Origin of the sequence: Streptomyces djakartensis, from assembly GCF_014651075.1 — a bacterium.
GTDB classification, from domain to species: domain Bacteria; phylum Actinomycetota; class Actinomycetes; order Streptomycetales; family Streptomycetaceae; genus Streptomyces; species Streptomyces djakartensis.
Genome location: NZ_BMWE01000012.1, coordinates 182,758 through 205,498, shown reverse-complemented (window position 1 = coordinate 205,498; position 22,741 = coordinate 182,758). Strand labels below are relative to the sequence as shown.

Genomic DNA, 22,741 nt, shown 5'->3' with positions numbered 1-22,741 from the left:
ACGCTCACGCCGCGTCGAGCCCGCACTCCGCCCAGATGACCTTGCCTTCCGGGAGGTAGCGCGTGCCCCAGCTCTGCGAGAGCTGCGCGACCAGGAACAGCCCGCGCCCGCCCTCGTCGGTGCCGGCCGCCCGGCGCAGGTGGGGGGCGGTGTTGCTGGCGTCGGAGACTTCGCATATCAGGGTGCGCCCGTACAGCAGCCGCACCCGGACCGGGCCGGAACCGTGCCGGATGGCGTTGGTGATGAGCTCGCTGAGGATGAGTTCGGCGGCGAAGGCCGTCTCGTCGAGCCCCCAGTCGGCCAGCCGCCGCATGGCGGACGCCCGGACCTCGGCGACGAGCGCCGGGTCGGCGGGCAGCTCCCAGGAGGCGATCCGGCCGGGATCCAGGGCGTGGACGCGGGCGACGAGCAGGGCGATGTCGTCGTTCGGGTGCGCGGGCGCCACGGTCTCCAGCACCGCCTGGCAGGTCTCCTCGGGCGCGCGCTCCGGATGTGCCAGGGCCACGCGCAACTGCTCCAGCACCACGTCGACGTCGCGCTGCCGGTCCTCGATGAGCCCGTCGGTGTAGAGGACCAGCTGACTTCCCTCGGGGAGGTCGATCTCGGCCGCGTCGAAGGGCAGCCCCCCGAGGCCCAGCGGAGGCCCGGCCGGCAGGTCGGGATAGGACACGGTGCCGTCGGGGTGGACGAGCGCGGGCGGCGGGTGCCCGGCGCGGGCCAAGAGGCATCGCTGCGCGGCCGGGTCGTAGATGGCGTACAGGCAGGTCGCGCCGATGACGCCGGCGCCCTGGCCGTCGGGGTCCTCCCGGTCCAGACGGCCCACCAGATTGTCCAGGTGGGTGAGGACCTCGTCCGGCGGGAAATCGAGCTCGGCGAAGCTGCGTGAGGCGGTGCGCAGCCGGCCCATGGTGGCGGCGGAGAGCATGCCGTGTCCGACGACGTCGCCGACCAGCAGCCCGACACGGGCACCGGAGAGCGGGATGACGTCGTACCAGTCGCCGCCCACGTCGGACTCGGCGGGGAGGTAGCGATGGGCCACCTCGACGGCGTCCTGGTCGGGCAGTCCGTGCGGGAGGAGTCTGCGCTGGAGGGCCAGGACCATACTGCGCTCGTGCGTGTAGCGCCGGGCGTTGTCGATGGACAGGGCGGCACGGGTGGCGAGTTCCTGGGCCAGTGAGCGGTCGTCGTCCCCGAAGGGGCTCCCGGTGCGGTAGAAGCTGGCGATGCCCAGGACGACGCCGCGGGCGACCAGCGGCACCGCGATGAGGGAGTGGACGTGGGCCAGCAGGCGCCCGGTGTACTCGGGGTCCTGGGCGAGCCAGCCCGCGGCCGCCCCCAGGTCCGGTTCCAGCACCGCCTCGCCGCTGGTCAGGCTGCGCAGCTGGGGCGTGGTCGGGCCGAAGTCGACGCGCTTGCCGGGCGGGGTGAAGGGCAGACCCTCCTGGATGCCGTGGACCACCGCGCGGCGCAGGTCGGCGACGGGGTCGGCGGACTCGTCGCCGCGCAGGACGGCGTCGGGCAGGTCGATGGTGACGTGGTCGGCCAGGCGCGGGACCGCCGTCTCGGCCAGCTCCTCGGCGGTGCGGTGCACGTCCAGCGTGGTGCCGATCCGGGCGCTGGCCTCGGACAGCAGTTCCAGGCGCCGGCGGGCGGCCAGGGCGTAGGCCCCGACGTGTGGCTCGCCCACCATCACGAGCCCCCGGGCCGGGAACGGTGATTCGGGGCGGCCGCCCGGGGCGTCCGCGCCGCCGTCGGCCATGCCGGCGGGCACCGTGGCGGCGTGGCCGCCGTCGGCCGGGGCCGTGTCGCCGGGCGCCGCCGCGACGCCGTTACCGGCGGACCGGACCGCCCCGCCCGGGACGGCGGCGAACCGGCCGGACGGCCCGGTGGGCCACGGCCGTGCGGGGCGTGTGACCGCCGCCGGCGCGGCGAGGTCCGGCACCTCGTCCGCCCCGCGCGGGAGGACGAGGTGGCCCCCCGCCCGGAAGCCGGGCAGCACGGCCTCGACGACGAAGCCCCGCACCCCCGAGGCGCTCGCCATGGGGCGGCTCACCAGGGTCACGCACCGGCCGCCGGACAGGGCCACGTCGACGGCGGCACGCTGCGCGCGAGAGATCAGCTCGGCGGCCTTCTCCATCAGAGTCGCCCGGTCACGGGGGTGGAACGCGTCGACCAGCGCGTCCAGGGGGACACCGGCGCCCGATCCGGCCCCGGAGGTCAGGTACGCCCGCAGCAGGGCACGCTCGTGCGCCGAACTCTGCCCCAGCAGCCGCCGCTCGATGCTCTCGGCGGCCCGGCGGATCGCCACGCTCAGGCCCGGGCGCTCGAAGGCGCGCGGATAGCCGAAGCAGAGGACGCCCTCGATGCGCCCGCTGAGCGGATCACGGACGGGCAGCGCGACACAGGCGTTGCCCTGGGCGCGTTCCGCGAAGTGCTCGGCGCCGTGCACACGGATGAGCTGCCGCTCCGCCAGGGCCAGTCCGATGCCGTTCGTGCCGGCGACCCGTTCGGCGAACACGAAGCCCGGGACCACCTGGATCGCCGGGAGACTGCCGGTCATCGACGCGTCCCCGAAACGGCGCGCCAGGACCGTGCCGTTCGCGTCGGCCAGCGAGATGTTGACCTGACTGCCGGAGAACGTGGCCTGCAGCCGGTCGAGCACCGGCACGGCCGCGCGGACGATACGGCCGGCCGGATCGAAGTCGTCGGTGTGGGGAAGGTCGGACCGGTCCGGTGACAGACCCAGGGAACGGCAGCGCTGCCAGGAGTTCAGGATGGACGCCCGCACGCCCCGGTCGACCGGCTCGCCCTGCAGGAAGCGCTCGCGCAGACTCGCGGGCCCCGTGCCGTCCGTCGCACGCCCCGTCGGCTTGGGTTCCTCGCCGGACCGAACCACGCTTCGCCTCGCTTGCGCCCGGGATCAACCGCCGCTCGTAAGAGTCTGGCATTGTTGAGGATACGGGCATTACGGGCACGCGTCACGGCCCGCCCGGCCCGTTCGGGAGGGGCCCGGGGCGAGGTCGCACCACCCGGCTCCCGGGCGACCGCGTTCACCCCAGGAAACTCGGCACCTTTTGCTCTGGTTTGCCCCTGTTCGTGTCCGCCAAACTCCGTCAGGACAACCGCCAGGTACCCGAGCGCGGAGTCTCCACCGGATACGCCATCGGCATCACGCCGCATGGCACAGGAGCGGTCGGCCAAGCGGAAACGCAGGCACCTGCCGCTCGGTCTTAAAATGGAACAAATCATCCAGGGATGATCGAGGGCAACGTGTCGGCCGACGGTGTGGCATCGGACTTCCCGTTGGGCGCCGCAAGTGTCGGCGAAGCGCCCGAGCGCGACGACGCGCTGGTCAGCGCCGTGGTCGGTGCCGTGGAGCTGACCGGAGCGCACACCGGAAGCGTGTTTCTGCTCTCCGGCGACCACCGCTCGCTCATAGTGGCCGCGTCGTGCGGGTCACCGCCCTCCCTGCTCAGCGGGTGGCGACGGATCCCGGTGAACAGCCGTCTGCCAGTGGCGGAGGCGTACCGCTCCGGGAGCATGGTCCATCTGGCCGGCGCGGAGGAGACGATGCGGCGCTTCCCGCAGCTCTCGGTCGCGCTGCCCTACCCGTTCGGCTCCGCATCGGTCCCCGTACGGGCGGGCGAGCGGACCTTCGGCACCATGGCCGTGGTGTGGACGGCCAGGCCGGACGGGACGGGGTTGTCGAGGGCGCAGCGCCGGAAGCTGCGCTCCGCCGCCGACCGGCTGGGCGCCACCCTAGCCGGACTGCGGGCCCGCGGCGCGCTCGGTGAGTACGACGAGCGGACGGCTCCGGTAGTGGTCCCGCTGCCATCCGCTCCGGTGATCCGGGTGGGTCTGTTCGACTGGGATCTCGACACCGGAGCCCTCACGGCCGACGACGAGCTGTGCGCGATCTTCGGAATGCCGCCCCGCGAGTTCGACGGACGGGCGGCCACCCTGGCGGCCATGATCGAGCCCGCGGATCTGCCCGGTTTCCGGTCCTCCGCCCGTGCCGCGGTCCGGGAACACCACGTACTGGCACACTGCCTGCGCATCCGGGACCGCCGCGGAGGCCACCACACCGTCGAGCTGTGGGGCCGGGTGCCCGAGAGCCCTGACGACCTGGCGGCATCGGCCCATCTGGTCGGCGCCGTACTCGACTCCGGGAGCCGCATGGCCGCCGTGGCGGCGATCGAGCGGCTCGCGGACGGCTTCTTCGCGCTCTCGCCCGACGGACGTCTCGCCTACGCCAACCACAGCCTGGAGAATCTGCTGGGCGTCCGCCAGGACGAGCTGCTCGGACGACGCCCCTGGGACGTCCTGCCCTGGCTGGCCGATCCCGTGTACGAGGACCGCTACCGGGCCGCCCTGGTCTCCCAGCAACCGGTCTCCTTCCTGGTCCGCCGCCCACCGGCCACATGGCTGGTCTTCTCCCTCCACCCGGGCGCCCAGGGCATGACGGGGTGGGCGGCACCCGTGCGACAGCCCGTACCGGCCGACACCGGACCCAGGGCAGCCCTCGCGGAAGGGGGGCCGCCCGTCTCCTGGTCGCCTCCGCCCGCGGCCCCGCGCGTGGGTTCCCTCTACCGGGTGCTCACGCTCGGCAGCGCGCTCACCGAGGCGGTCACCGCGCGCGAGGTGTTCGAGGCCGTCGCCGAGCAGCTGCTGCCCGCTTTCGGCGGTCAGAAGCTGGCGATCACCGTGGTGGAGGAGCGGCGCCTGCGCCTGCTGGATCAGCGCGGCTACTCGAAGCGCTTTCTCGCGCGGTTCGAGGGCACACCGCTGCATGCCCGGCTGCCCGTGACGGACGCGCTGACCTCCGGGACCCCGCTGTTCGTCGAGTCCCGTGAGGAGCTTGTCGAGACCTACCCCGGGATCATGGTCAGTCAGACCAACTCCTGGGCGTTCCTGCCCTTGATCGCCTCGAACCGCCCGGTCGGCGTGTGCCTGCTCGGCTTCGACGACGTCCACCGATTTCCCGACGAGGAGCGCGGAGTCCTCACCGCGCTGGGCGGCCTGATCGCCCAGGCCCTGGAACGCGCCAGGCTCTACGACGCCGAATTCGCCCTCGCCCGCGGCCTGCAGGACGCGCTGCTGCCGCACCGGCTGCCCGCACTGCCGGGCCTTGATGTCACCGGGCGCTATCTTCCGGGCACCAGGGGGATGGACATCGGCGGCGACTGGTACGACGTCATCCCCACCGGCGACGAGGTCGCGCTGATCGTCGGGGACGTCGAGGGGCACAACGTCGCCGCCGCGGCCGCCATGGGCCAGCTGCGCAGCGCGGTGCGGGCCTTCGCCACCGCCGGCCACCCGCCGGGCGCTGTCGTCGCCAACACCAACCGGCTCCACATGGACCTCGACCCGGCGCTCCTCGCAAGCTGCTGCTACGCCCGCCTCCATCCTCGCTCGGGGGTCGTGCGCATCGTCCGTGCCGGCCACCCCCCACCCTTGCTGCGCCTGCCCGACGGGCGGGCCGAAGTCCTGGATGTGTCCGGCGGCCCGCTGCTCGGCATCGACACAGCGGCACACTTTCCGGAGTCGGAGCTGCGCCTCGCACCCGGGTCGATCCTGGCCCTGTACACGGACGGACTGATCGAGAGGCGTGACTCGGACATCGATTCCGACGTCGACCGGCTCCGGGCGTCACTGGCTCGCATGGGCGGGGACCGCCTGGAGGATCTGGCCGACGCGCTGCTGCGGGACGCCCGCCGGTCCGCCGACAGGGCGGACGACATCGCCCTCCTGCTCACCGGGTACGCCCCGCCACCGCAGACGGCGGAAAAGCCGGCTTCCGCACACGCCGGCTCCGGCCGGTCGCCGTGAGGCAGCAGGCTCTCCGGCACCGCCGTCCGGTTGCCCGGGATGTGGTACGGGCGAGCGCGCCTCCAGCGCGGAACGGGCGTGCAGCACCGTCTGAACTCAGAGGGTGGGATCATCGAACTGCTCAAGGAGAACCTCGGCCGGTGTGCTGACCTGGGCGATGGAGGTGCCGCTGCCAAGAGGTTGTTCGGCCCAGATGACCTTGCCACCGGATGTGTACCGCGTTCCCCATCGCTGAGCGTGCTGGGCCACAAGGAACAGCCCCCGCCCACCCTCGTCCGTGGTGGCCGCCCGGCGAAGACGCGGCGAGACACTGCTGCCGTCCGACACCTCGCAGGTCAGAGAGCGCCCGTGCAGGAGTCGTACCCTGATCGGTGGTGATCCGTACCGGATGGCGTTCGTGACCAACTCGCTGATGATCAGTTCCGTGTCGAACCCGATCTCCTCCTCCCTCCACTCACGCAACTTCTCCCTGCAGTGCGCCCGAACCGAGGCGACCGCCGCGGGGTCCGGCTGCACGTCCCACTCCGCCACGCCCGGCGGCGGGAACAACCGGGTACGCGCGATCAGCAGTGCGATGTCATCGGAGGGGTGTCTCGGCACCATCGCGTCGACCACCGCCTGACAGGTCTCCTCGGGCGTGCATCGCGCCCCGGCTCGTTCCAGCGTCCGACGCAGCCCGGTCAGCCCGACGTCGATGTCGCGGGTGCGGTCCTGCACCAGCCCGTCGGTGTACAGCACCAGTCGTGAGTCCTCGGGCAGGTGCAGTTCACGGGTTTCGAAGGGGTGGCCGCCCAGTCCGAGTGGAGGAGATGCCGGCACGTCGGCACAGGTGACTGTCCCGTCGGGGTGCACCACCACCAGGTCGGGGTGTCCGGCACGGGCCGCCGTGCACGCTCCTGCTATCGGGTCGTAGATCGCGTACAGACACGTCGCTCCCGCAACCCCCTGTCCCTCGTGCGCTTCCGTGGCCTCGCCGGTGCTCTCCTCGTTGTCCATACGCACGACCAGGTCGTCCAAGTACCCGAGCGCCTCGTCCACGGGGAGGTCCAGCGCGGAGAGGTTCTGTACGGCGGTGCGCAGCCGCCCCATCGTCGCCGCGGCGTGCAATCCGTGACCGACGACGTCACCCATCACCAGCGCCACTCGCCCGCCCGGCAGCGCGATGAGATCGAACCAGTCCCCGCCCACCCCTGCCTCCGCCGGCAGATACCGCCAGGCCACCGCCAGTGCGTCCTGCTCCGGCTGCCCCCGCGGCAGCAGACTCCGCTGCAACGTCACCGCCATCGTGTGCTCGCGGGTGAACCGTCGCGCGTTGTCGATAGCCACCGCCGCCCGCGCGGCCAATTCCTCCGAGAAGGACAGGTCCTCCTGCTCGAACGCCGGCGAATCCCCCATCCGGTAGAAGTTCGCCACGCCCAGCGGAACACCTCGCGCCTGCAAGGGCACGGTCACCAGCGAATGCACCCCCAGCTCCAGCGCCCCCCGCGCGCGATCCGGGTTCTGCTCCTGCCACCCCCGCGCCTGTTGCAGGTCCGCCTCCAGCACCGCCAGGCCCCGCTCCAGCGCCCGCATCTGCGGCGTCGCCGGGGAAAGCGGGATCTTTTCGTCCACGGGGTACAGCGGCAAAGCCTGCTGCTCGCCGCTGATTGCCGCACGCCGCAGCTGTCGCCATTTCTCCGCCGTTGGCTCACGGCCTTCCAGCACCGCATCCAGCAGATCGACCGTGACGACGTCGGCAAACCGCGGTACCGCCACCTGAGCCAGGTCCTGAGCCGTACTCACCACATCCAGCTTCGTCCCGATCCGCAGTCCCGACTCATAGAGCAGGTCCAGCCGCCACCGGGCCGCCTTTGCCCGCCCCGACACCACCGTCAGTTCCGTGGTGTCCCGCAATGTCACCACGCTGCCCCCTCCGGCCTGGTGCGGGAACGTGGGCCGCTTGTTCACCGCCAGCAACCGACCCTCCACCACGTGCACCTCGTCCGTGACCGCCTCCCCCGACGCCAGCATGCGCGTGATCTCCACCGGAAGACCCAGCTCCCGCACATGCCGTCCCTCCGCGCCCACCGACAGACTCAGCAGCCGCTTCCCCTCATCGTTGGCCAGCAGCAACCGTCCGTCGGCGTCGGTGATCAGCACGCCTTCCCGCACCGCGTGCAGGACCGCGTCGTGGTGCTCGTACATGCGCGTGATCTCGGCCGGGCCCAGGCCATGGGTTTCCCGCTGCAGCCGCCGGGTTGTCAGAACTGTCCCGCCGGCAGCCAGAGCCAGCGCGGCCCCACCGGCACCCAGGGTGATCGGCAGCTGCGGCATCCACAGTCTCGCCACGTTCCTGACCGTGATCCCGGCGGACACCAGACCGACGACCTCGCCGCCGGCATCGGTCACGGGGACCACTGCCTGGACGGCCGTTCCCCGACCCGCCGGCAGGGGCGGCCCGCCCGCCTCCTCGATGGTGGTGCGGCCTTCCAGCGACGGTTGAATGGTGCCGACGAACTTCTTCCCGATCTCCTCCGGGTACGGGTACGTATAGCGAATCCCGTCGGTATCCATGACGACGATGAAGTCCACACCCGCCCTCTTACGAGCCGCTTCCGCACGCGGCTGCAGCACCATCGTCGGGTCAGGGCTGCTCAGCGCCTCGGCCACGCCTGGGGCCTGCGCAAACGCCTGGGCCGCGACGACCGATTCCCGCCGCCCCTGCTGCAGCGCGTCTCGGGCCGCCTGAAGCACAACAGAGGTCACCGCGGCCGCGACCAGCAGCACGACGATCAGGATCTCGACGAGGAACACCCGCCCGGCGATGCTGCGCGGGTTCAGCAGGGACTCGCGACGATCACGTGGCTGCCCGGCAAACGGATGGCTCGACAGCTTCCGATGTAGCCAGGAAGGTCCCTTCGCGATTGCATTCATGGCGTCCGCTCCGGTTCGGCGAGACATCACCAGCGTATGCGCGCGTTGGCACGCCCGTCGCTACGGTGCTGGAATGGGTCGCCGCCACTGCCGTGCTCCGGGATCTTCCCCGGGAACACCGCCGGCCTCGCCCTGCACAAGCGCGCCGTTTCCGCGTCGTCGGCACCCGCGAGCGCATCGGCCGCCACCACGGCCACTGGCGCGACGTCGGGTACGGCCGGGCTTCGGACCTGCTGTCGGCACCCTCGTCACGCGAGGAACGACAACCGCACCTGGCGACGAGGATTGTCCTTGTTCGTGTCCACCAGGCACACCGACTGCCATGTCCCGAGCTCCAGCCGGCCGCCCAGCACCGGCAGGGTGGCGTGGGGCGGGACGAGGGCCGGCAGGACGTGGTCGCGGCCGTGGCCCGGACTGCCGTGCCGGTGCTGCCAGCGGTCGTCGGCGGGCAGCAGGGTGTGCAGTGCGGCCAGGAGGTCGTCGTCGCTGCCGGCACCGGTCTCCAGAACGGCGATCCCCGCGGTCGCGTGCGGGACGAAGACGTTGAGCAGGCCGTCCCGGCCTGCGGCCGCCTCACGCAGGAAGGACTCGCAGTCGCCGGTGATGTCGGCGACCCGCTCCGTGGAACCGGTGGTGACGTTCAGGACTCGGGTGGTGAAGACATCTGCCATGCCTCCATCGTGACGTACGGGTGGGGAAGATCCACGCCCCTGGCACGGTTGGCGAAGGTGTGGACAAGACACACGAGGTCGAGGTGGTCGTCATAGGCGCCGGTCAGGCCGGTCTGGCCGGCGCCTATCACCTGCGGCGCTCCGGTTTCGAGCCGGACCGCGGCTTCGTGGTGCTGGACCACTCCCCCGGGCCCGGTGGCGCCTGGCAGTTCCGCTGGCCGTCGCTGACGTACGGCAGGGTGCACGGGATGCACGCGCTGCCGGGCTTGGAGCTGACGGACGCGGATCCGGCGCGGTCGTCCGCGGAGGTGATCAGCGACTACTTCGACCGGTACGAGCGGGCCTTCGACCTGCGCGTGCGGCGTCCCGTCGACGTGCGGGCGGTACGCGAGGGGTCCGGCGGGCGGCTGCTGGTGGAGACCTCGGAGGGGGTGTGGACGGCGCGGGCGCTGATCAACGCGACCGGCACGTGGGACCGGCCGTTCTGGCCGCGCTATCCGGGCCAGGAGACCTTCCGGGGACGGCAGTTGCACACCGCCCAGTACCCCGGGCCGGAGGCGTTCGCCGGGCTGCGGGTCGTCGTGGTGGGCGGTGGGGCCTCGGGCACGCAGCATCTGCTGGAGATCGCCCCGTACGCGGCGGCCACCACGTGGGTGACCCGCCGCCCGCCCGTCTTCCGTGAGGGGCCCTTCGACGAGAACGCGGGCCGGGCGGCCGTCGCGCTGGTCGAGGAACGGGTGCGGCGGGGGCTGCCGCCCGGGAGTGTCGTCTCGGTCACCGGGCTGCCGCTGGGCGACGCGGTCCGGCGGGGCATCGAGGACGGGGTGCTCGACCGGCAGCCGATGTTCGACCACATCACGCCGGCCGGGGTGGACTGGAAGGACGGCCGGCACGTCGACGCCGATGTCATCCTGTGGGCCACCGGCTTCCGGGCGGCCATCGACCACCTCGCCCCCCTGCGGCTGCGGGAGCCCGGCGGCGGCATCCGCATGGAGGGGACGCACGCCGCCGCCGACCCCCGGATCCACCTCGTCGGCTACGGCCCGTCGGCCAGCACCATCGGGGCCAACCGGGCCGGCCGCGCGGCCGTCCGGGACATCAGGCGCCTGCTGGCACGGGAGCCGGCCGCGGCGTGACGATCAGGCGCGACGGCAACGGGGAAGCACGGCCCGGGGCGGGCTCACGCCGCGGGGCCGGCTGCGGGAGCCCCAGCCGCGCTCTTCCGCAGGGCGTTGAACTCCGCGACGTTGCGCTGGTGTTCGGCCAGGTCCGCGGTGAAGCGGGTGTCGCCCGGCCGGACCGTGACGAAGTACAGCCAGTCGCCCGGCGGTGGGTTGACCGCCGCGCGCACGGCCTCCACGCCCGGGTTGGCGATGGGTGTGGGCGGCAGGCCCATGCGCTGGTACGTGTTGTAGGGGCTGTCGATCCGGGTGTCGCCCTCCGTGGTCCGGAGAGTGGGGCGGCCGAGGGCGTAGTTGAGGGTGGAGTCCATCTGGAGCGGCATTCCGCGTTCGAGTCGGTTGAAGACGACCCGGGCGACCTTGCCCATGTCGGCTCTGGTGGCCGCTTCCGCCTGGACGATGCTGGCGATGGTGACGGCCTGGTAGACGTTTATGGCGTTGCGCTGGGCCCCCGCGGCGATGGGGGCGCCGTTGAACTTCTCGTTCGCGGTGTCGACCATCAGCGCCAGCAGCTTCTGAGGCGTGGTCTTCTCCGGGAGCGGATAGGTCGCCGGGAAGAGGTAACCCTCCGGGTTGCCCTTGGCGTCACCCGGCAGTCTCAGCGCCGCCTTGGCCAGCGACTTCTTCGTGCTGCCCGCCGGCAGCGCGAGGGCCTTGTCGACGGCGGCGTAGACCTCGCTCGCACGCCGCCCCTCCGGAATGACCAGGGTCGCGGGAGGGGCGTCATCCTTCTCGCCCCCCAGGATCAGCAGCGGCACCGCCACAGCGGTGCCGACGACGACGGCTGCGGTCACGACGAGGGCGATACGGCCCCGACGGGTCAGTCGGATCGTGCTCCGTGGCGGAGTGTTCTTCTGCATGCGGGCACGGTAACGCCCATATCGTCATAAACCTGGCATATTTTCATCTTGTCGGTTCCAGTTGGGCGTCCCGGCGTACCAGTGCCGCGTACCGGCCGTCCCGCTCCAGCAGTTCCTCGTGCGTACCCAGTTCGACCGCGCGCCCGGAGTCGAGGACCACGATCTGGTCGGCGCCCCGGACGGTGGAGAGCCGGTGGGCGATGGTGAGCGTGGTGCGGTCGGCGGACAGGGCGTCGATGGCGTCCTGGACGGCGGCCTCGGTCCGGGTGTCAAGGGCGCTGGTGGCCTCGTCGAGGATGAGCACCGGCGGGTCGCGCAGGATGGTGCGGGCGATGGCCAGGCGCTGCTTCTCCCCGCCGGAGAAGCGGTGGCCCCGCTCGCCGACGACGGTGTCGTAGCCGTCGGGCAGGGACATGATGTGGTCGTGGATCTGCGCCGCCCGGGCCGCCTGGTACAGCTCCTCGTCGGTGGCGTCGGGCTTGGCGAAGCGCAGGTTGTCGGCGACCGAGGCGTGGAAGAGGTACGTCTCCTGGGAGACGACGCCGACCGCTCGCGCCAGGGTGTCGAAGTCGAGGTCGCGGACGTCGACCCCGTCGAGCGTGACGCGGCCGCCGGTCACGTCGTAGAGGCGGGGCACCAGGTAGCCGAGGGTGGACTTGCCGGCGCCGGTGGGGCCGACGACGGCGAGGCTGCCGCCGGCCGGGACGGTGAGGTCGATGCCGTCGAGCACCGGTCCGCCCTTGCCGTCGTAGCCGAAGGAGACGCCGTCGAAACGGACCTCGCCCCGGACGCGGTCGAGACGGACCGGGTCCGGGCGCTCGGTGATGTCGACGGGCAGGTCGAGGTACTCGAAGATGCGCTGGAAGAGGGCGAGCGACGTCTGGATCTGCACACCGGTCGACAGCAGGCCCACGGCCGGGCGGAACAGGCCCTGCTGGAGCGAGACGAAGGCGACGATCGTGCCGATGGAGACCTCGGGGCCGCCCAGCCGGAGGGCCATTCCGGCGGTCCAGTAGATGACGGCGGGCAGGGCGGCCATCACGATGGTGATGACGGCCATGCGCCACCGGCCGGCCATGTTCGAGCGCACCTCGAGGCCGACGAGCTCCTCGGACTCCTCGGCGAAGGACTTCGTCAGCGAGTCGGAGCGGCCCATGGTGCGGCCGAGCAGGATGCCGCTGACGGAGAGGGACTCGGTGACCGTGGCGGCCATGGCGGCCATCTGCTTCTGGCGCTGGGTGGTGATCTTCCGCCGCTCGTTGCCGACACGGCGGCTGATCCACACGAACACCGGAAGCAGCAGCAGCGAGACGGCGGTCAGGCGCCAGTCGAGGGCGATCATCGCGACGATCGTGGCGACCACGCTGGTGAGGTTGGAGACCAGGGAGGTCGCGGTGGAGGTGACGGTCGCCTGCATGCCGCCGATGTCGTTGGCGATGCGGGACTGCACCTCGCCGGTGCGGGTGCGGGTGAAGAACGCGAGGGACATCCGCTGGAGCCGGCCGTAGACGGCGGTGCGCAGGTCGTGCATGACACGCTGGCCGACAGTCGTGGAGATCAGGGTCTGCAGCACACCGAAGACGCTGGTGAGGACGGCGCTGAGGATCATGCCGAGGGCGAGCAGGCTGAGCAGGCCGGTGCGCCCCTGGGGGATCGCGACGTCGAGGATCTCCTTCAGCAGGAAGGGCGTGGCGACGGAGACCAGCGACGAGGCGCCGACGAGCAGGCCGACGATCGCGAGGCGGCCCCGGTAGGGGCGGAAGAGCCGGAGGATGCGGCGGACCTGCCGGGGCTGTTCCTCCGAGCCGGCGAGCGGGGTCCAGGAGGCTTCGTGATCGGGATGCATGGGCTCCTTCGAGAGCGGTGCGGCGCCGCGGGGGCCGGCGCGGATCGGATCGTAGCTCATTGTTACCTATACTCACAATGAACGGCATCCTGATATTGTTCCCGCATGACCACGCCCGATCCCGACGGTCTGCTCGCCGAGCAGTTGCTGCGGCTCACCCGCCGGGTGCACCGCATCCAGAAGCGCCATCTGGAGCATCGCGACCTCGGCATCACACCGGCCCAGTCCCGGCTGCTGCGCACCCTCGCGCACTGGGGTTCGCCGCCGCGCATGGCCGATCTGGCCCAGCGCCTGGAGGTGGTGCCGCGGGCCGTCACGACACTGGTCGACGGGCTGGAGGCGAGCGGCAAGGTGCGGCGGGTCCCGGACCCGGCGAACCGGCGGGTGATCCGTATCGAGCTCACCGAGGACGGCCGGGGTGCGCTGCGCGAGCTGCGTGCGGCGCGCAGGTCGGCCGCGGAGGAGATCCTGGCGCCACTGACGGACGATCAGCGCGCGGCGCTCGGGGGGTTGCTGGACACGCTGATCGACGGGGCGCCGGTGCGGGGCTGCTGAGGCCCTGCCGCCCGCGACGGACCGGGGCACGAAACGGGCCCGCGCCACCGCTCGTCCTGCTGAAGCGGTGGCGCGGGCCCGTCCGGCCTTCGGTCAGCCGAGCTCGGAGGCGGGCTGCTTGGGTTTCTGCGCGGGGATGCCCGGCGCCGGGGTGTCCACCGTGCTGGGCCGCGCCGCGGGGCCGCGGGCGTCGCCGCCGTCCTCACCGTCGTCCGGCGGAGCGGTTCCCTCCCCGTCGAGCGCCTTCTTCGCCCGTTCCCGGTCCAGCGCGCCCTCCCAGCGGGACACCGCGAAGACCGCGACGCAGTTGCCGAGCAGGTTGGTGACGACGCGCATCGAGTCCATGATGCGGTCCACGCCGAGCAGCAGGGCGACGGCTCCCGCCGGAATGGCGCCCAGGGACGAGACGGTCGCGGACAGGGCGAGGAACGCCGAACCGGGTATGCCGGCCATGCCCTTGCTGGTCAGCATCAGCACCAGGACCACGGTGATCTGCTGACCCAGGCTCAGGTCCACGCCCACGGCCTGGGCGATGAACAGCGTGCCGATGGAGAGGTAGAGCGAGGCGCCGTCGAGGTTGAAGGAGTAGCCGGTGGGCAGCACCAGGCCCACGGCGTCCTCGCGGGCACCGGCCCGGCGCAGCTTCTGCATCACCCGCGGCATGACGGACTCGGTGGACGCGGTGCCGAGCGCGAGCAGCATCTCCTCGCGGATGTAGCGCAGGAACTTCCAGAGGCTGAGCCCGGTCACGATCCGCAGGGCGACGGCGAGCAGCACGACGAACAACGCGGCGGCCACGTAGCAGAGCACGATCAGCTTGGCGTAGGTCTTGATCACACCCAGGCCGTAGTTGCCGACCAGATGGGCCATCGCGCCGAACACGGCGAGCGGGGCCAGCCGCATGATGAACCCGACGACCGTGAAGATCACTTCCTGGGCCTGGTCGATGGCGGGGAGGACCTTCGGCACCCTGGTGTGACCGAGGTGCAGCAGGGCGGCCCCCACCAGGCAGGCCAGGACGAGGACCTGGAGCAGCTCGTTCTCGGCGAAGGCGCCGAGGAAACTCTCGGGCAGCGCGCCCAGGACGAACTCCGTCGTGGAGGGCAGCCGGCCGCCGCCCGTGGTCTGGTCCACCGCGGCCGCGTCCAGCGACGACGGGTCGACGTCCATACCCCTGCCGGGCCCGACGACGTTGGCGGCGACGAGACCGATGACCAGGGCGGCGGTGGAGGCGACCTCGAACCAGATGAGGGCCTTCACCCCGATCCGGCCGAAGGCCTTCAGATCACCGGCCTTGGCGATGCCGACGACGACCACGCAGAACACCAGGGGCGAGATCACCGTCTTGATGAGCCGGGTGAACCCGTCGCCGAGCGGCTGGAGAGCCGTGGCCGTCTCCGGCCACAGCCTCCCCACGACGATTCCGAGGACGAGTGCGCAGCAGACCTGCGCGAACAGTGAGGTACGAAGGGTGCGTGCGACACGTCGCGGCAGGGACGGTGCGGGCGGTGGCACGGGGCCTCCTCAGGGGACGGAGCACACAGAAGCCGGAGGGGTCTTCTGCGATACGGAAAGCGGATTCCGCATCCGTCACTCTGGAGGCCGTCTTGATCGCGCACAAGACCGCAGCGTTTCAGCCAGGTAAAAGTGCTCCAGGTGACGCATGTCACGCTGACCCAACCGCTCACCTCAGCACCGGTCGCGTACCCGGGTGAGCACCCCCTGCTCGGTGGTCACCGTGCGGTCGTAGCAGCCCCGGCTGCCGTGAGCCCGGTAGCGCTCGCTCGTCGTGCCGACCGCGTGCCGCTGGTCCCGGGGAACGTTCGCCGTGTACGTGGCGTCACCCGTGTAGGTGTCGTCGAGCCGGGACCACGCGATGCGCCGCCGGCCGCGCCACTCGACGGTCGTGGCCCGGTCACCGAGGGTCAGTACGGTACGCAGCCGGTCGCCCGCCCCGAGGGTGGTCGTGCCGTCCATCGTGAAGGTCCGGTGCGTACGGGCGGTGCGGCCGCCGGCGGTCACCGACTCGTCGTCGCTCCAGGCCGCTTCCAGCGCGTCGCTCGTCTCGCCGTCGGTCCACCGGTGGGCGGAGGTGTGGGCGAGCGAACGGCTGACGGTGGTCGTGACCCGGCCGTGCGAGGTGTCGACGTACCCGGCGACGGTCAGCCGGTGGGCCCCCTCGGTGTCCACCCGGTGCTGCGGACCGGGGGTGTACGTCGAGGAGTTGGTGAGATCGCCCGCCCGGTGCACCGTGAGCTTCCCGGTGACCCGCTCGCGCCGCCCGTCCTGCCAGACGAGGACGTTCACCGGCGTGCTCCAGCCGGCCTGCCCCTGGGGAACGCCGGCGACCGACACCTCGACGCGGTGCGGCCGGCCGTCGTTGAGGAGCCCGGCGAAGGGTGTGAGGTCGTAGGTGATCGGCTTGATGTCGAAGGCCCGCGGGCCCGGGACCACATACCAGAGGAACGGGTTGGACCAGCCCCCCGTCCACACCGCCGGGAACGGCGCGGCGATGCCCGCGAGGCGGCCGTCCACGCTGATCCGCACCTCGCGGTAGGGGCCCTGGCCCGCCTTGCAGGAGTAGGGCGCCGGTTCGGGCACCGTCAGGTACCAGTACTCCTCGCAGCCGCCGCCGGAGCCCGTGGCGTACACCTCGGCCAGGACGCGCTCGCTGTTGCGCGGGGTGGTGAGGTTCGAGTCTTCGTCGAGGGTGAGGACCCGGTCGGGGGCCTCTCCGTCGGTCCGGCCCTGATAGAACGTCAGCGTCACCTTGACGTCGAGGACGCCCGTGTAGGTGTCGTCCACGACGTTCCCGATGAGCATCTCGACGTCCCCTGGGCCGCGAAAGGTGTCGCTGTAACGCGTGACGTCCTTCTCCACGGACCACTCGATGCCCTCGGGCGAGGGCTGCGGCGTCGACGTGCGGAAGATCTCGACGCCGCCGACGTGGAGGTAGCCGAGCCGGTCGTACTGCCGGCCCTTGACCTCGCCGTCGAGCCGCAGCACCACCTTGCTCCAGCGGCCGCCGCAGCCGTCGGGCGGGGCGTACCTGCCCCGATAGGGGGTGAAGTCGCGGAACTGCGCCCGGGCGACGGTGACTTCACAGGACTTCCCGTGCGGCCTCTCCACGGGCGGGGCGGCCGTGACCGGGTCATGCCAGTCGGTGCCGAACTCTGCGGGGACGTCGGCCGCACGGGCCGGACCGGTTCCCATGAGGGTGCCCGCCAGGAGGGTGGCTCCGGCAAGCATGGACATGACGATCCGTCTCTTCATGGGCGGTGTTCTACGGGGACCCGGCCACCTCCGCAATGAGCACCAGCCCGTCGAGGCGCGCCTGTTCGCGCCCCGGTCGGCCGGTTCCGTTCGGTGGGCGGAAAACCGGTTGCCTCCGACCAGGTACCGACGCGAACCTGTCACGGTTTGCTGCCCCCGGCCGCACCTCCGTCCGCCCTCGGCCGGACCTCCATCCCGTTGACACGAGCCACTTGGGACGTCATGCAGATTCAGGACCTTCCCTACCCCGACCCGGGCGTGCCGGACGCGCGTTCGGGTCCCCGACTCCTGTGGTGGCTCTTCCGGAACCAGCTGGCCGGACAGCTCAAGTCGCTGGCCTGGGGGCTGCTGCACTTCGCCTCCGTCGCGGCGCTGCCGTTCTGCGTCGGTGTCGCCGTGCAGGCCGTCGTCGACCGGTCCGGCTCCCGGCTCGCCCTGGCGGGCGGGCTGCTCGCACTGGCCTGCGCCGGCAACGCGGTCGGCGACACCTTCCTGCACCGGACCGCCATCACCAACTGGATCACCGCCGCCGCCCGCGTCCAGCAGCTCCTCGCCCGCAAGGCCGCCCAGTTGGGCTCGGCGCTGACCCGGCGCGTCGCGGCCGGGGAGGTCGTGTCCGTCTCCACGGGCGACGTCGAGAAGATCGGCTGGTTCGTGGAGGCCTTGTCCCGGTTCACGGCCGCCCTGGTCACCATCGTGCTGGTCTGCGCCGCTCTGCTGGTCTACCAGCCGGCGCTCGGCGTGGTCGTGGCCGTGGGCCTGCCCGTGCTGGCGCTCGCCGTGCTGCCGCTGCTGCCCCGCGCCACCCGGCGCGCCGACATCCAGCGGGAGAAGGCCGGACGCGCCACCGAACTCGCCTCGGACACCGTCGCCGGGCTGCGCGTGCTGCGCGGCATCGGCGGTGAGCAACTGTTCCTGGAGCGCTACCGCAACGCCTCCCAGGAGGTCCGCCACGCGGCCGTGCGCAGCGCCCGGATGTGGTCCCTGATCTCGGCGATCCAGGTCCTGCTGCCGGGACTGCTCCTCATCGCCGTCGTCTGGTACGGGGTGCATCTGGCGCGCCAGGGCCGCATCACCGTCGGCGAACTGGTCACCGTCTACAGCTCGGTGATGGTCCTGACCTATCCGCTGCGGCACTTCGAGGAGATCGCGATGGCGTACTCCTTCTCCCGGCCTTCGGCGAGACGGGCCGCCCGCGTGCTGTCGCTGGAGCGGGCCACGGACACCGCCGGGTCGCGCGCGGCCGACGCCCCCTGCGGAGACCTGTACGACCCGGAGACCGGAATGCTCGCGAACGCCGGCCGGCTGACCGCGGTGGTGTGCGGGGACCCGGACGCGGCGGGCCTGCTGGCGGAACGGCTGGGCGGGCACCCGTCACGCGAGGGCACCTCGGTGCTGCTGGGCGGGGTGCCGCTCGACGAACTCCCGCTGGACATCGCCCGTACGGCCGTCCTGGTCCAGGACAAGGACCCGGTGCTGCTCTCCGGGACGTTGCGCGAACTGCTCGACGTACCCGCGTCGGGTGCTGTCGAGCCGCGGTCGGCGCTGGCCGCCGCGCGGTGCGACGACGTGCTGGCGGCGCTGGTGCAGGGCTCGCTGGACGCCGCCGACCCCATGGACGCCCGGATCACCGAACGCGGCCGGTCGCTTTCCGGCGGCCAGCGCCAGCGGCTGGCGCTGGCCCGGTCGCTGATCACGGACCCCGAGGTGCTCGTCCTGGACGAGCCGACCTCGGCCGTCGACTCGCACACCGAGGCACGGATCGCCCAGGGGGTGCGAGAGCTGCGCGCGGGGCGCACGACCGTGGTGTTCACGTCCTCCCCGCTGCTGCTGGACCGCGCCGACCGGGTGGTGTTCCTGCACGACGGTGAGGTGGTGGCGGCCGGGGCCCATCGTGAGCTGCTGCACTCCGAGCCCCGCTACCGGGCGGTGGTCACGCGTGAGACGGACGACGAGGCCGCGCTGAGCGGTTCCGTCGCCCTGACGGACGTACTTCCCGAGGCGGACGCACTTCAGGAACTGGAAGAGATGGAGGAGAAGGCATGATCGGCGTAGCGCCACCGGCCTACGACCCGGCGGCCCCGACCACGGCGAACACCCTGCCGGTCGGCGCTCCTTCGACCGTCCGTGCCTACGTGGCCGAACTGCTGCGCCGGCACCGCCGGGCGTTCGCGCTGCTCGTCGCCGTCAACACGGTCGCGGTCGTCGCCTCGATGGCCGGTCCGTGGCTGCTGGGCGGTCTCGTGGAACGGGTGTCCGACGGGGCGCGGGACCTGCGGCTGGAGCTCACCGCGGGGCTCTTCGTGGCCGCGCTGGCCGTCCAGGCCCTGTTCGTCCGTCAGGTGCGGCTGCGGGGTGCGATGCTGGGCGAGCGGATGCTGGCCGACCTGCGCGAGGACTTCCTCGTCCGGTCGGTCGGGCTGCCGCCCGGCGTGCTGGAGCGGGCCGGGACCGGGGACCTGCTGTCGCGGATCACGACGGACATCGACCGGCTGGGCAACGCGATGCGCGAGGCCGTGCCCCAGCTGTCGATCGGCGTGGTGTGGGTGGTCCTGCTGATGGGCGGGCTGGTCGTCACGGCGCCGCCGCTGGCGCTCGCCGTGCTGCTCGCCCTGCCGCTGCTGATCGCCGGCTGCCGCTGGTACTTCCGGCGGGCGCCCGCCGCGTACCGCTCGGAGGCGGCCGGGTACGCCGCCGTGGCGGCCGCTCTCGCCGAGACGGTGGACGCCGGGCACACCGTCGAGGCCCACCGTCTCGGCGACCGCCGCGTCTCGCTGTCGGAGCGCAGGATCCGGGAGTGGACCGCGTGGGAGCGGTACACGCTCTGGCTGCGGTCGGTGCTCTTCCCGGTCGTCAACGTGACCCACGTGACCGTGCTGGCCTCGGTCCTGCTGATCGGCGGCGCCTTCGCCCTCCAGGGGTGGATCGGCGTCGGCGAGCTCACCACGGGCGCGCTGATCGCCCAGATGCTCGTCGACCCGGTCGGCATGATCCTGCGCTGGTACGACGAACTGCAGGTCGCCCAGGTGTCGCTCGGCCGGCTGGTCGGTGTCCGGGACATCGAGCCCGACGCCGGTGACTCCTCGGTGTCCCCCGAGGGGCGCCGCGTGCACGCCGACCGGGTGCGCTTCGGCTACCTGGAGGGCGTGGACGTCCTGCGCGGGGTGTCCCTGGAGGTCGCCCCCGGCACCCGGGTGGCGCTGGTCGGCCCCTCGGGTGCGGGCAAGTCGACGCTGGGCCGGCTGCTCGCCGGGATCTACGCGCCCGGGGAGGGCCGGGTCACTCTGGGCGGCGCCGAGCTGTCCCGGATGCCCGCGGAGCGGGTCCGCGAGCACGTGGCCCTGGTCAACCAGGAACACCACGTCTTCGTCGGCTCCCTGCGCGACAACCTCCGGCTCGCGAGGACCGGCGCGCTCGACGCCGAGCTGTGGGCGGCGCTGGGCGCGGTCGACGCGGACGGCTGGGCCCGTGCCCTCGACGACGGGCTGGACACGGAGGTCGGCTCGGGCGGCCTGGCGCTCACTCCCGCGCAGGCCCAGCAGATCGCGCTGGCCCGCCTGGTGCTGGCCGACCCGCACACCCTGGTCCTGGACGAGGCGACGTCCCTGCTCGACCCGCGCGCCGCCCGTCACCTGGAACGCTCCCTGGCCAGGGTCCTCGACGGCCGCACCGTCGTCGCCATCGCCCACCGGCTGCACACCGCCCACGACGCGGACGTCATCGCCGTCGTGGAGGACGGCAGGATCAGTGAGCTGGGCAGCCACGAGGAGCTGGTCGCGGCGGACGGGGCGTATGCGGCGCTGTGGCGGTCCTGGCACGGATGAGGTGCCGGGGCCGGCCTCGAGGGCCGTCGGTCCCTTGGCGTTGCGCGGTGCCGAGGCTCGGTGGAAGGCTGGAACCAGGCACCGGCTCGGGGAACGCCGGGGAGCCGCGGCAGCCGCCGGTGCCGGCGGCGCCGGTGCTCCGCGCGGCGGCGGCCCGGCGCGGACCCGGTGAGAACGGGTCCGTCCCCACCCCCTGGAGGTACCCGTGAACAGCTCCGACGGCTGGGGAGACGAGGTCTACCAGCCGGACCAGGACGAGCAGCGAGAGGACACGGGGCTGCTCGACTCCGAGGACACCCTGGAGTACGACGGTGTCGACGATCCCCTGGACCGCGGCTGGTCGCCTCCGGAGCGGCCCTGGGCCGTCGAGCACACCGGAGTGACGGCGGCCGAGCGGCAGCGGGGCGAGACGCTGGACCAGCGGCTGGCGGAGGAGCTGCCGGAGTCCGCCGCCCAGGACGGTGACGGCCTCGGGGACTGCGAGGGCACCGACGGGGAACTCATCGACAACGAGGTCGGGGCCGCCCGCTCCGGCCGGCTCGTCGCACCCGACGAGGGCGCGCACGAGGACGAGGAGAGCGCGCTGGTCGCCACGGACGTGGGCATCGACGGGGCGGCCGCTTCCGCCGAGGAGGCGGCCGTGCACGTCGTCGACGAGGAGCCCCTGTCCGGTTGACCCCGTGGCCGCCCCGAGCCGTCCGAGGAGTATCCATGCAGCAGGACAAGCACCCCGACTACCATCCCGTCGTCTTCCGCGACCGTGCCGCCGGATACGCCTTCCTGACCCGGTCCACCGCGGACAGCGACCAGACCATCGAGTGGGACGACGGCGAGACCTACCCGGTCGTGGACGTGGAGATCTCCTCGGAGAGCCACCCCTTCTACACGGGCAAGGCCCGCACGGTGGACTCGGAGGGCCGGGTCGCCGCGTTCGAACGCCGGTACGGCGGCGGCTGAGCGCGTTTCCCCGCCCCGCGCTCAGATCACGTTGAGCGCCGCCGCGCAGCCCACCCCGCCGAGCAGCATGAACACCGGCATCAGCACCCTCACCTCGACCCAGCTGCCCGCCCGGAACCGCATCGGCTTCGGCGGGCCGACCGGGTACCAGCGCTTGCGGCCCACCGGGATCGGCCACAGGATCGGGCAGCCCGAGACGGTCAGCGCGTCCCCGATGTCGTGCACGATCGCGCCCAGCACGACCGGCAGGCCCAGCCACAGGTACTCCTGGCCGGGCGCCGTGAACAGCCAGTCCGCACCGTTGCCCGGTTTGTCCAGTATTCCCGCGAGGATCCACGAGGTGGTCGCGGCCAGCAGCCACACCAGCACTTCGCTGCTGGAGCCGCGCGTCGCCCGCCACAGCAGGCCCTCGATGGCCAGCACCAGGTGCACGAAGAGGATCGCCAGCACCCCCCACCGGTCGCTGCTGATCGCCACGGCGGAGGTGCCCGCGCCGATCAGGACCGCCCACAGCCAGGTGTGGGTGAGGGTGCGGTGCCCGCCGGAGCGGCGCGGATCGCCCTGCTTCCTGGTGGCCTTGTAGACGGCGTACGACAGTTTGTCGACGATCTCGCACACCCAGCGCGACAGCGGTCCGAAGGACCGGGAGATGGTGGCCGCCTTGTGGTCGAGGTCCGGGGCGAGCGCGGCACCGGCGCATATCAGGGCGCCGACGAGCAGGACCGGCCAGGGCATCGGGTACCCGGCGGCGGCCGCCGCGGCACCGACGCCGAGCCAGGCCGCGGCGCCCGACAGTGAGTGTGCTGGTCCCATCATCGCGGTTGCCCCGCCC

General features: G+C 72.3%; 15 protein-coding genes. 7 read left to right on the top strand and 8 right to left on the bottom strand.

Annotation, left to right across the window (positions count from 1 at the left end):
- Nucleotides 1-4 precede the first annotated feature (4 nt).
- Nucleotides 5-2,896 (bottom strand): SpoIIE family protein phosphatase, encoded by a 2,892-nt coding sequence (locus IE212_RS22085; protein WP_190199628.1) that lies wholly within the window; start codon nucleotides 2,894-2,896, stop codon nucleotides 5-7.
- A 359-nt stretch (nucleotides 2,897-3,255) separates the two neighbouring features.
- Here IE212_RS22085 and IE212_RS22080 point away from each other — a divergent pair, with 359 nt between their 5' ends.
- On the top strand, nucleotides 3,256-5,829 hold the full coding sequence (locus tag IE212_RS22080) for a SpoIIE family protein phosphatase (protein ID WP_190199627.1): 2,574 nt from the start codon (nucleotides 3,256-3,258) through the stop codon (nucleotides 5,827-5,829).
- 96 nt (nucleotides 5,830-5,925) lie between these two features.
- Here the strand turns inward: IE212_RS22080 and IE212_RS22075 are convergent, their stop codons facing one another.
- Both IE212_RS22075 and IE212_RS22070 read right to left on the bottom strand, forming a co-directional pair.
- The gene (locus tag IE212_RS22075) at nucleotides 5,926-8,742 is read right to left on the bottom strand and encodes a SpoIIE family protein phosphatase (RefSeq protein WP_190199626.1); all 2,817 of its coding nucleotides are present in this window, start codon (nucleotides 8,740-8,742) and stop codon (nucleotides 5,926-5,928) included.
- A 248-nt stretch (nucleotides 8,743-8,990) separates the two neighbouring features.
- Nucleotides 8,991-9,413, bottom strand: coding sequence for a YjbQ family protein (locus IE212_RS22070; protein ID WP_190199625.1), 423 nt, complete (start codon nucleotides 9,411-9,413; stop codon nucleotides 8,991-8,993).
- Nucleotides 9,414-9,472: 59 nt separating this feature from the next.
- On the opposite strand from IE212_RS22070, the gene IE212_RS22065 reads away from it, so the two are divergent.
- Nucleotides 9,473-10,549 (top strand): NAD(P)-binding domain-containing protein, encoded by a 1,077-nt coding sequence (locus IE212_RS22065; RefSeq protein WP_190199624.1) that lies wholly within the window; start codon nucleotides 9,473-9,475, stop codon nucleotides 10,547-10,549.
- 44 nt (nucleotides 10,550-10,593) lie between these two features.
- Here IE212_RS22065 and mltG read toward each other — a convergent pair whose 3' ends face one another.
- Together mltG and IE212_RS22055 are read right to left on the bottom strand one after the other, a co-directional pair.
- Entirely contained in the window at nucleotides 10,594-11,454 is an 861-nt protein-coding gene (mltG, locus tag IE212_RS22060) for an endolytic transglycosylase MltG (RefSeq protein ID WP_190199623.1), read from the bottom strand.
- Nucleotides 11,455-11,497: 43 nt separating this feature from the next.
- Nucleotides 11,498-13,300, bottom strand: coding sequence for an ABC transporter ATP-binding protein (locus IE212_RS22055; RefSeq protein ID WP_190199622.1), 1,803 nt, complete (start codon nucleotides 13,298-13,300; stop codon nucleotides 11,498-11,500).
- 105 nt (nucleotides 13,301-13,405) lie between these two features.
- On the opposite strand from IE212_RS22055, the gene IE212_RS22050 reads away from it, so the two are divergent.
- The gene (locus IE212_RS22050; protein ID WP_190199621.1) at nucleotides 13,406-13,855 is read left to right on the top strand and encodes a MarR family winged helix-turn-helix transcriptional regulator; all 450 of its coding nucleotides are present in this window, start codon (nucleotides 13,406-13,408) and stop codon (nucleotides 13,853-13,855) included.
- Nucleotides 13,856-13,948: 93 nt separating this feature from the next.
- Here IE212_RS22050 and IE212_RS22045 read toward each other — a convergent pair whose 3' ends face one another.
- Complete coding sequence (locus tag IE212_RS22045) at nucleotides 13,949-15,370, bottom strand: cation:dicarboxylate symporter family transporter (protein WP_190199620.1); 1,422 nt, start codon at nucleotides 15,368-15,370, stop codon at nucleotides 13,949-13,951.
- A gap of 174 nt (nucleotides 15,371-15,544) precedes the next feature.
- Nucleotides 15,545-17,128, bottom strand: coding sequence for a peptide-N4-asparagine amidase (locus IE212_RS22040; RefSeq protein ID WP_190199619.1), 1,584 nt, complete (start codon nucleotides 17,126-17,128; stop codon nucleotides 15,545-15,547).
- A 222-nt stretch (nucleotides 17,129-17,350) separates the two neighbouring features.
- Here IE212_RS22040 and IE212_RS22035 point away from each other — a divergent pair, with 222 nt between their 5' ends.
- From IE212_RS22035 to IE212_RS22020, 4 genes are all read left to right on the top strand, one after another.
- Complete coding sequence (locus tag IE212_RS22035) at nucleotides 17,351-19,174, top strand: ABC transporter ATP-binding protein (RefSeq protein ID WP_190199618.1); 1,824 nt, start codon at nucleotides 17,351-17,353, stop codon at nucleotides 19,172-19,174.
- Nucleotides 19,171-20,952 (top strand): ABC transporter ATP-binding protein, encoded by a 1,782-nt coding sequence (locus IE212_RS22030; RefSeq protein WP_190199617.1) that lies wholly within the window; start codon nucleotides 19,171-19,173, stop codon nucleotides 20,950-20,952. Before IE212_RS22035 ends, IE212_RS22030 begins: the two co-directional genes overlap by 4 nt.
- Nucleotides 20,953-21,157: 205 nt before the next feature.
- Nucleotides 21,158-21,628 carry a DUF5709 domain-containing protein gene (locus IE212_RS22025; protein ID WP_190199616.1) on the top strand — a complete coding sequence of 157 codons (471 nt, stop codon included), beginning with the start codon at nucleotides 21,158-21,160 and terminating at the stop codon, nucleotides 21,626-21,628.
- 35 nt (nucleotides 21,629-21,663) lie between these two features.
- The gene (locus IE212_RS22020) at nucleotides 21,664-21,909 is read left to right on the top strand and encodes a type B 50S ribosomal protein L31 (RefSeq protein WP_190199615.1); all 246 of its coding nucleotides are present in this window, start codon (nucleotides 21,664-21,666) and stop codon (nucleotides 21,907-21,909) included.
- Between the two features lie 21 nt (nucleotides 21,910-21,930).
- On the opposite strand, the gene IE212_RS22015 is transcribed toward IE212_RS22020, so the two are convergent.
- Nucleotides 21,931-22,725 (bottom strand): metal-dependent hydrolase, encoded by a 795-nt coding sequence (locus tag IE212_RS22015; RefSeq protein WP_190199614.1) that lies wholly within the window; start codon nucleotides 22,723-22,725, stop codon nucleotides 21,931-21,933.
- Nucleotides 22,726-22,741 lie beyond the last annotated feature (16 nt).

Bases quoted from the DNA above. Each gene is read 5' to 3' on its own strand.
- IE212_RS22080 (WP_190199627.1), top strand. From the start codon at position 3,256: ATGATCGAGGGCAACGTGTCGGCCGACGGTGTGGCATCGGACTTCCCG.
- IE212_RS22075 (WP_190199626.1), bottom strand. From the start codon at position 8,742: ATGAATGCAATCGCGAAGGGACCTTCCTGGCTACATCGGAAGCTGTCG.
- IE212_RS22070 (WP_190199625.1), bottom strand. From the start codon at position 9,413: ATGGCAGATGTCTTCACCACCCGAGTCCTGAACGTCACCACCGGTTCC.
- mltG (WP_190199623.1), bottom strand. From the start codon at position 11,454: ATGCAGAAGAACACTCCGCCACGGAGCACGATCCGACTGACCCGTCGG.
- IE212_RS22055 (WP_190199622.1), bottom strand. From the start codon at position 13,300: ATGCATCCCGATCACGAAGCCTCCTGGACCCCGCTCGCCGGCTCGGAG.
- IE212_RS22050 (WP_190199621.1), top strand. From the start codon at position 13,406: ATGACCACGCCCGATCCCGACGGTCTGCTCGCCGAGCAGTTGCTGCGG.
- IE212_RS22040 (WP_190199619.1), bottom strand. From the start codon at position 17,128: ATGAAGAGACGGATCGTCATGTCCATGCTTGCCGGAGCCACCCTCCTG.
- IE212_RS22035 (WP_190199618.1), top strand. From the start codon at position 17,351: ATGCAGATTCAGGACCTTCCCTACCCCGACCCGGGCGTGCCGGACGCG.
- IE212_RS22030 (WP_190199617.1), top strand. From the start codon at position 19,171: ATGATCGGCGTAGCGCCACCGGCCTACGACCCGGCGGCCCCGACCACG.
- IE212_RS22020 (WP_190199615.1), top strand. From the start codon at position 21,664: ATGCAGCAGGACAAGCACCCCGACTACCATCCCGTCGTCTTCCGCGAC.
- IE212_RS22015 (WP_190199614.1), bottom strand. From the start codon at position 22,725: ATGATGGGACCAGCACACTCACTGTCGGGCGCCGCGGCCTGGCTCGGC.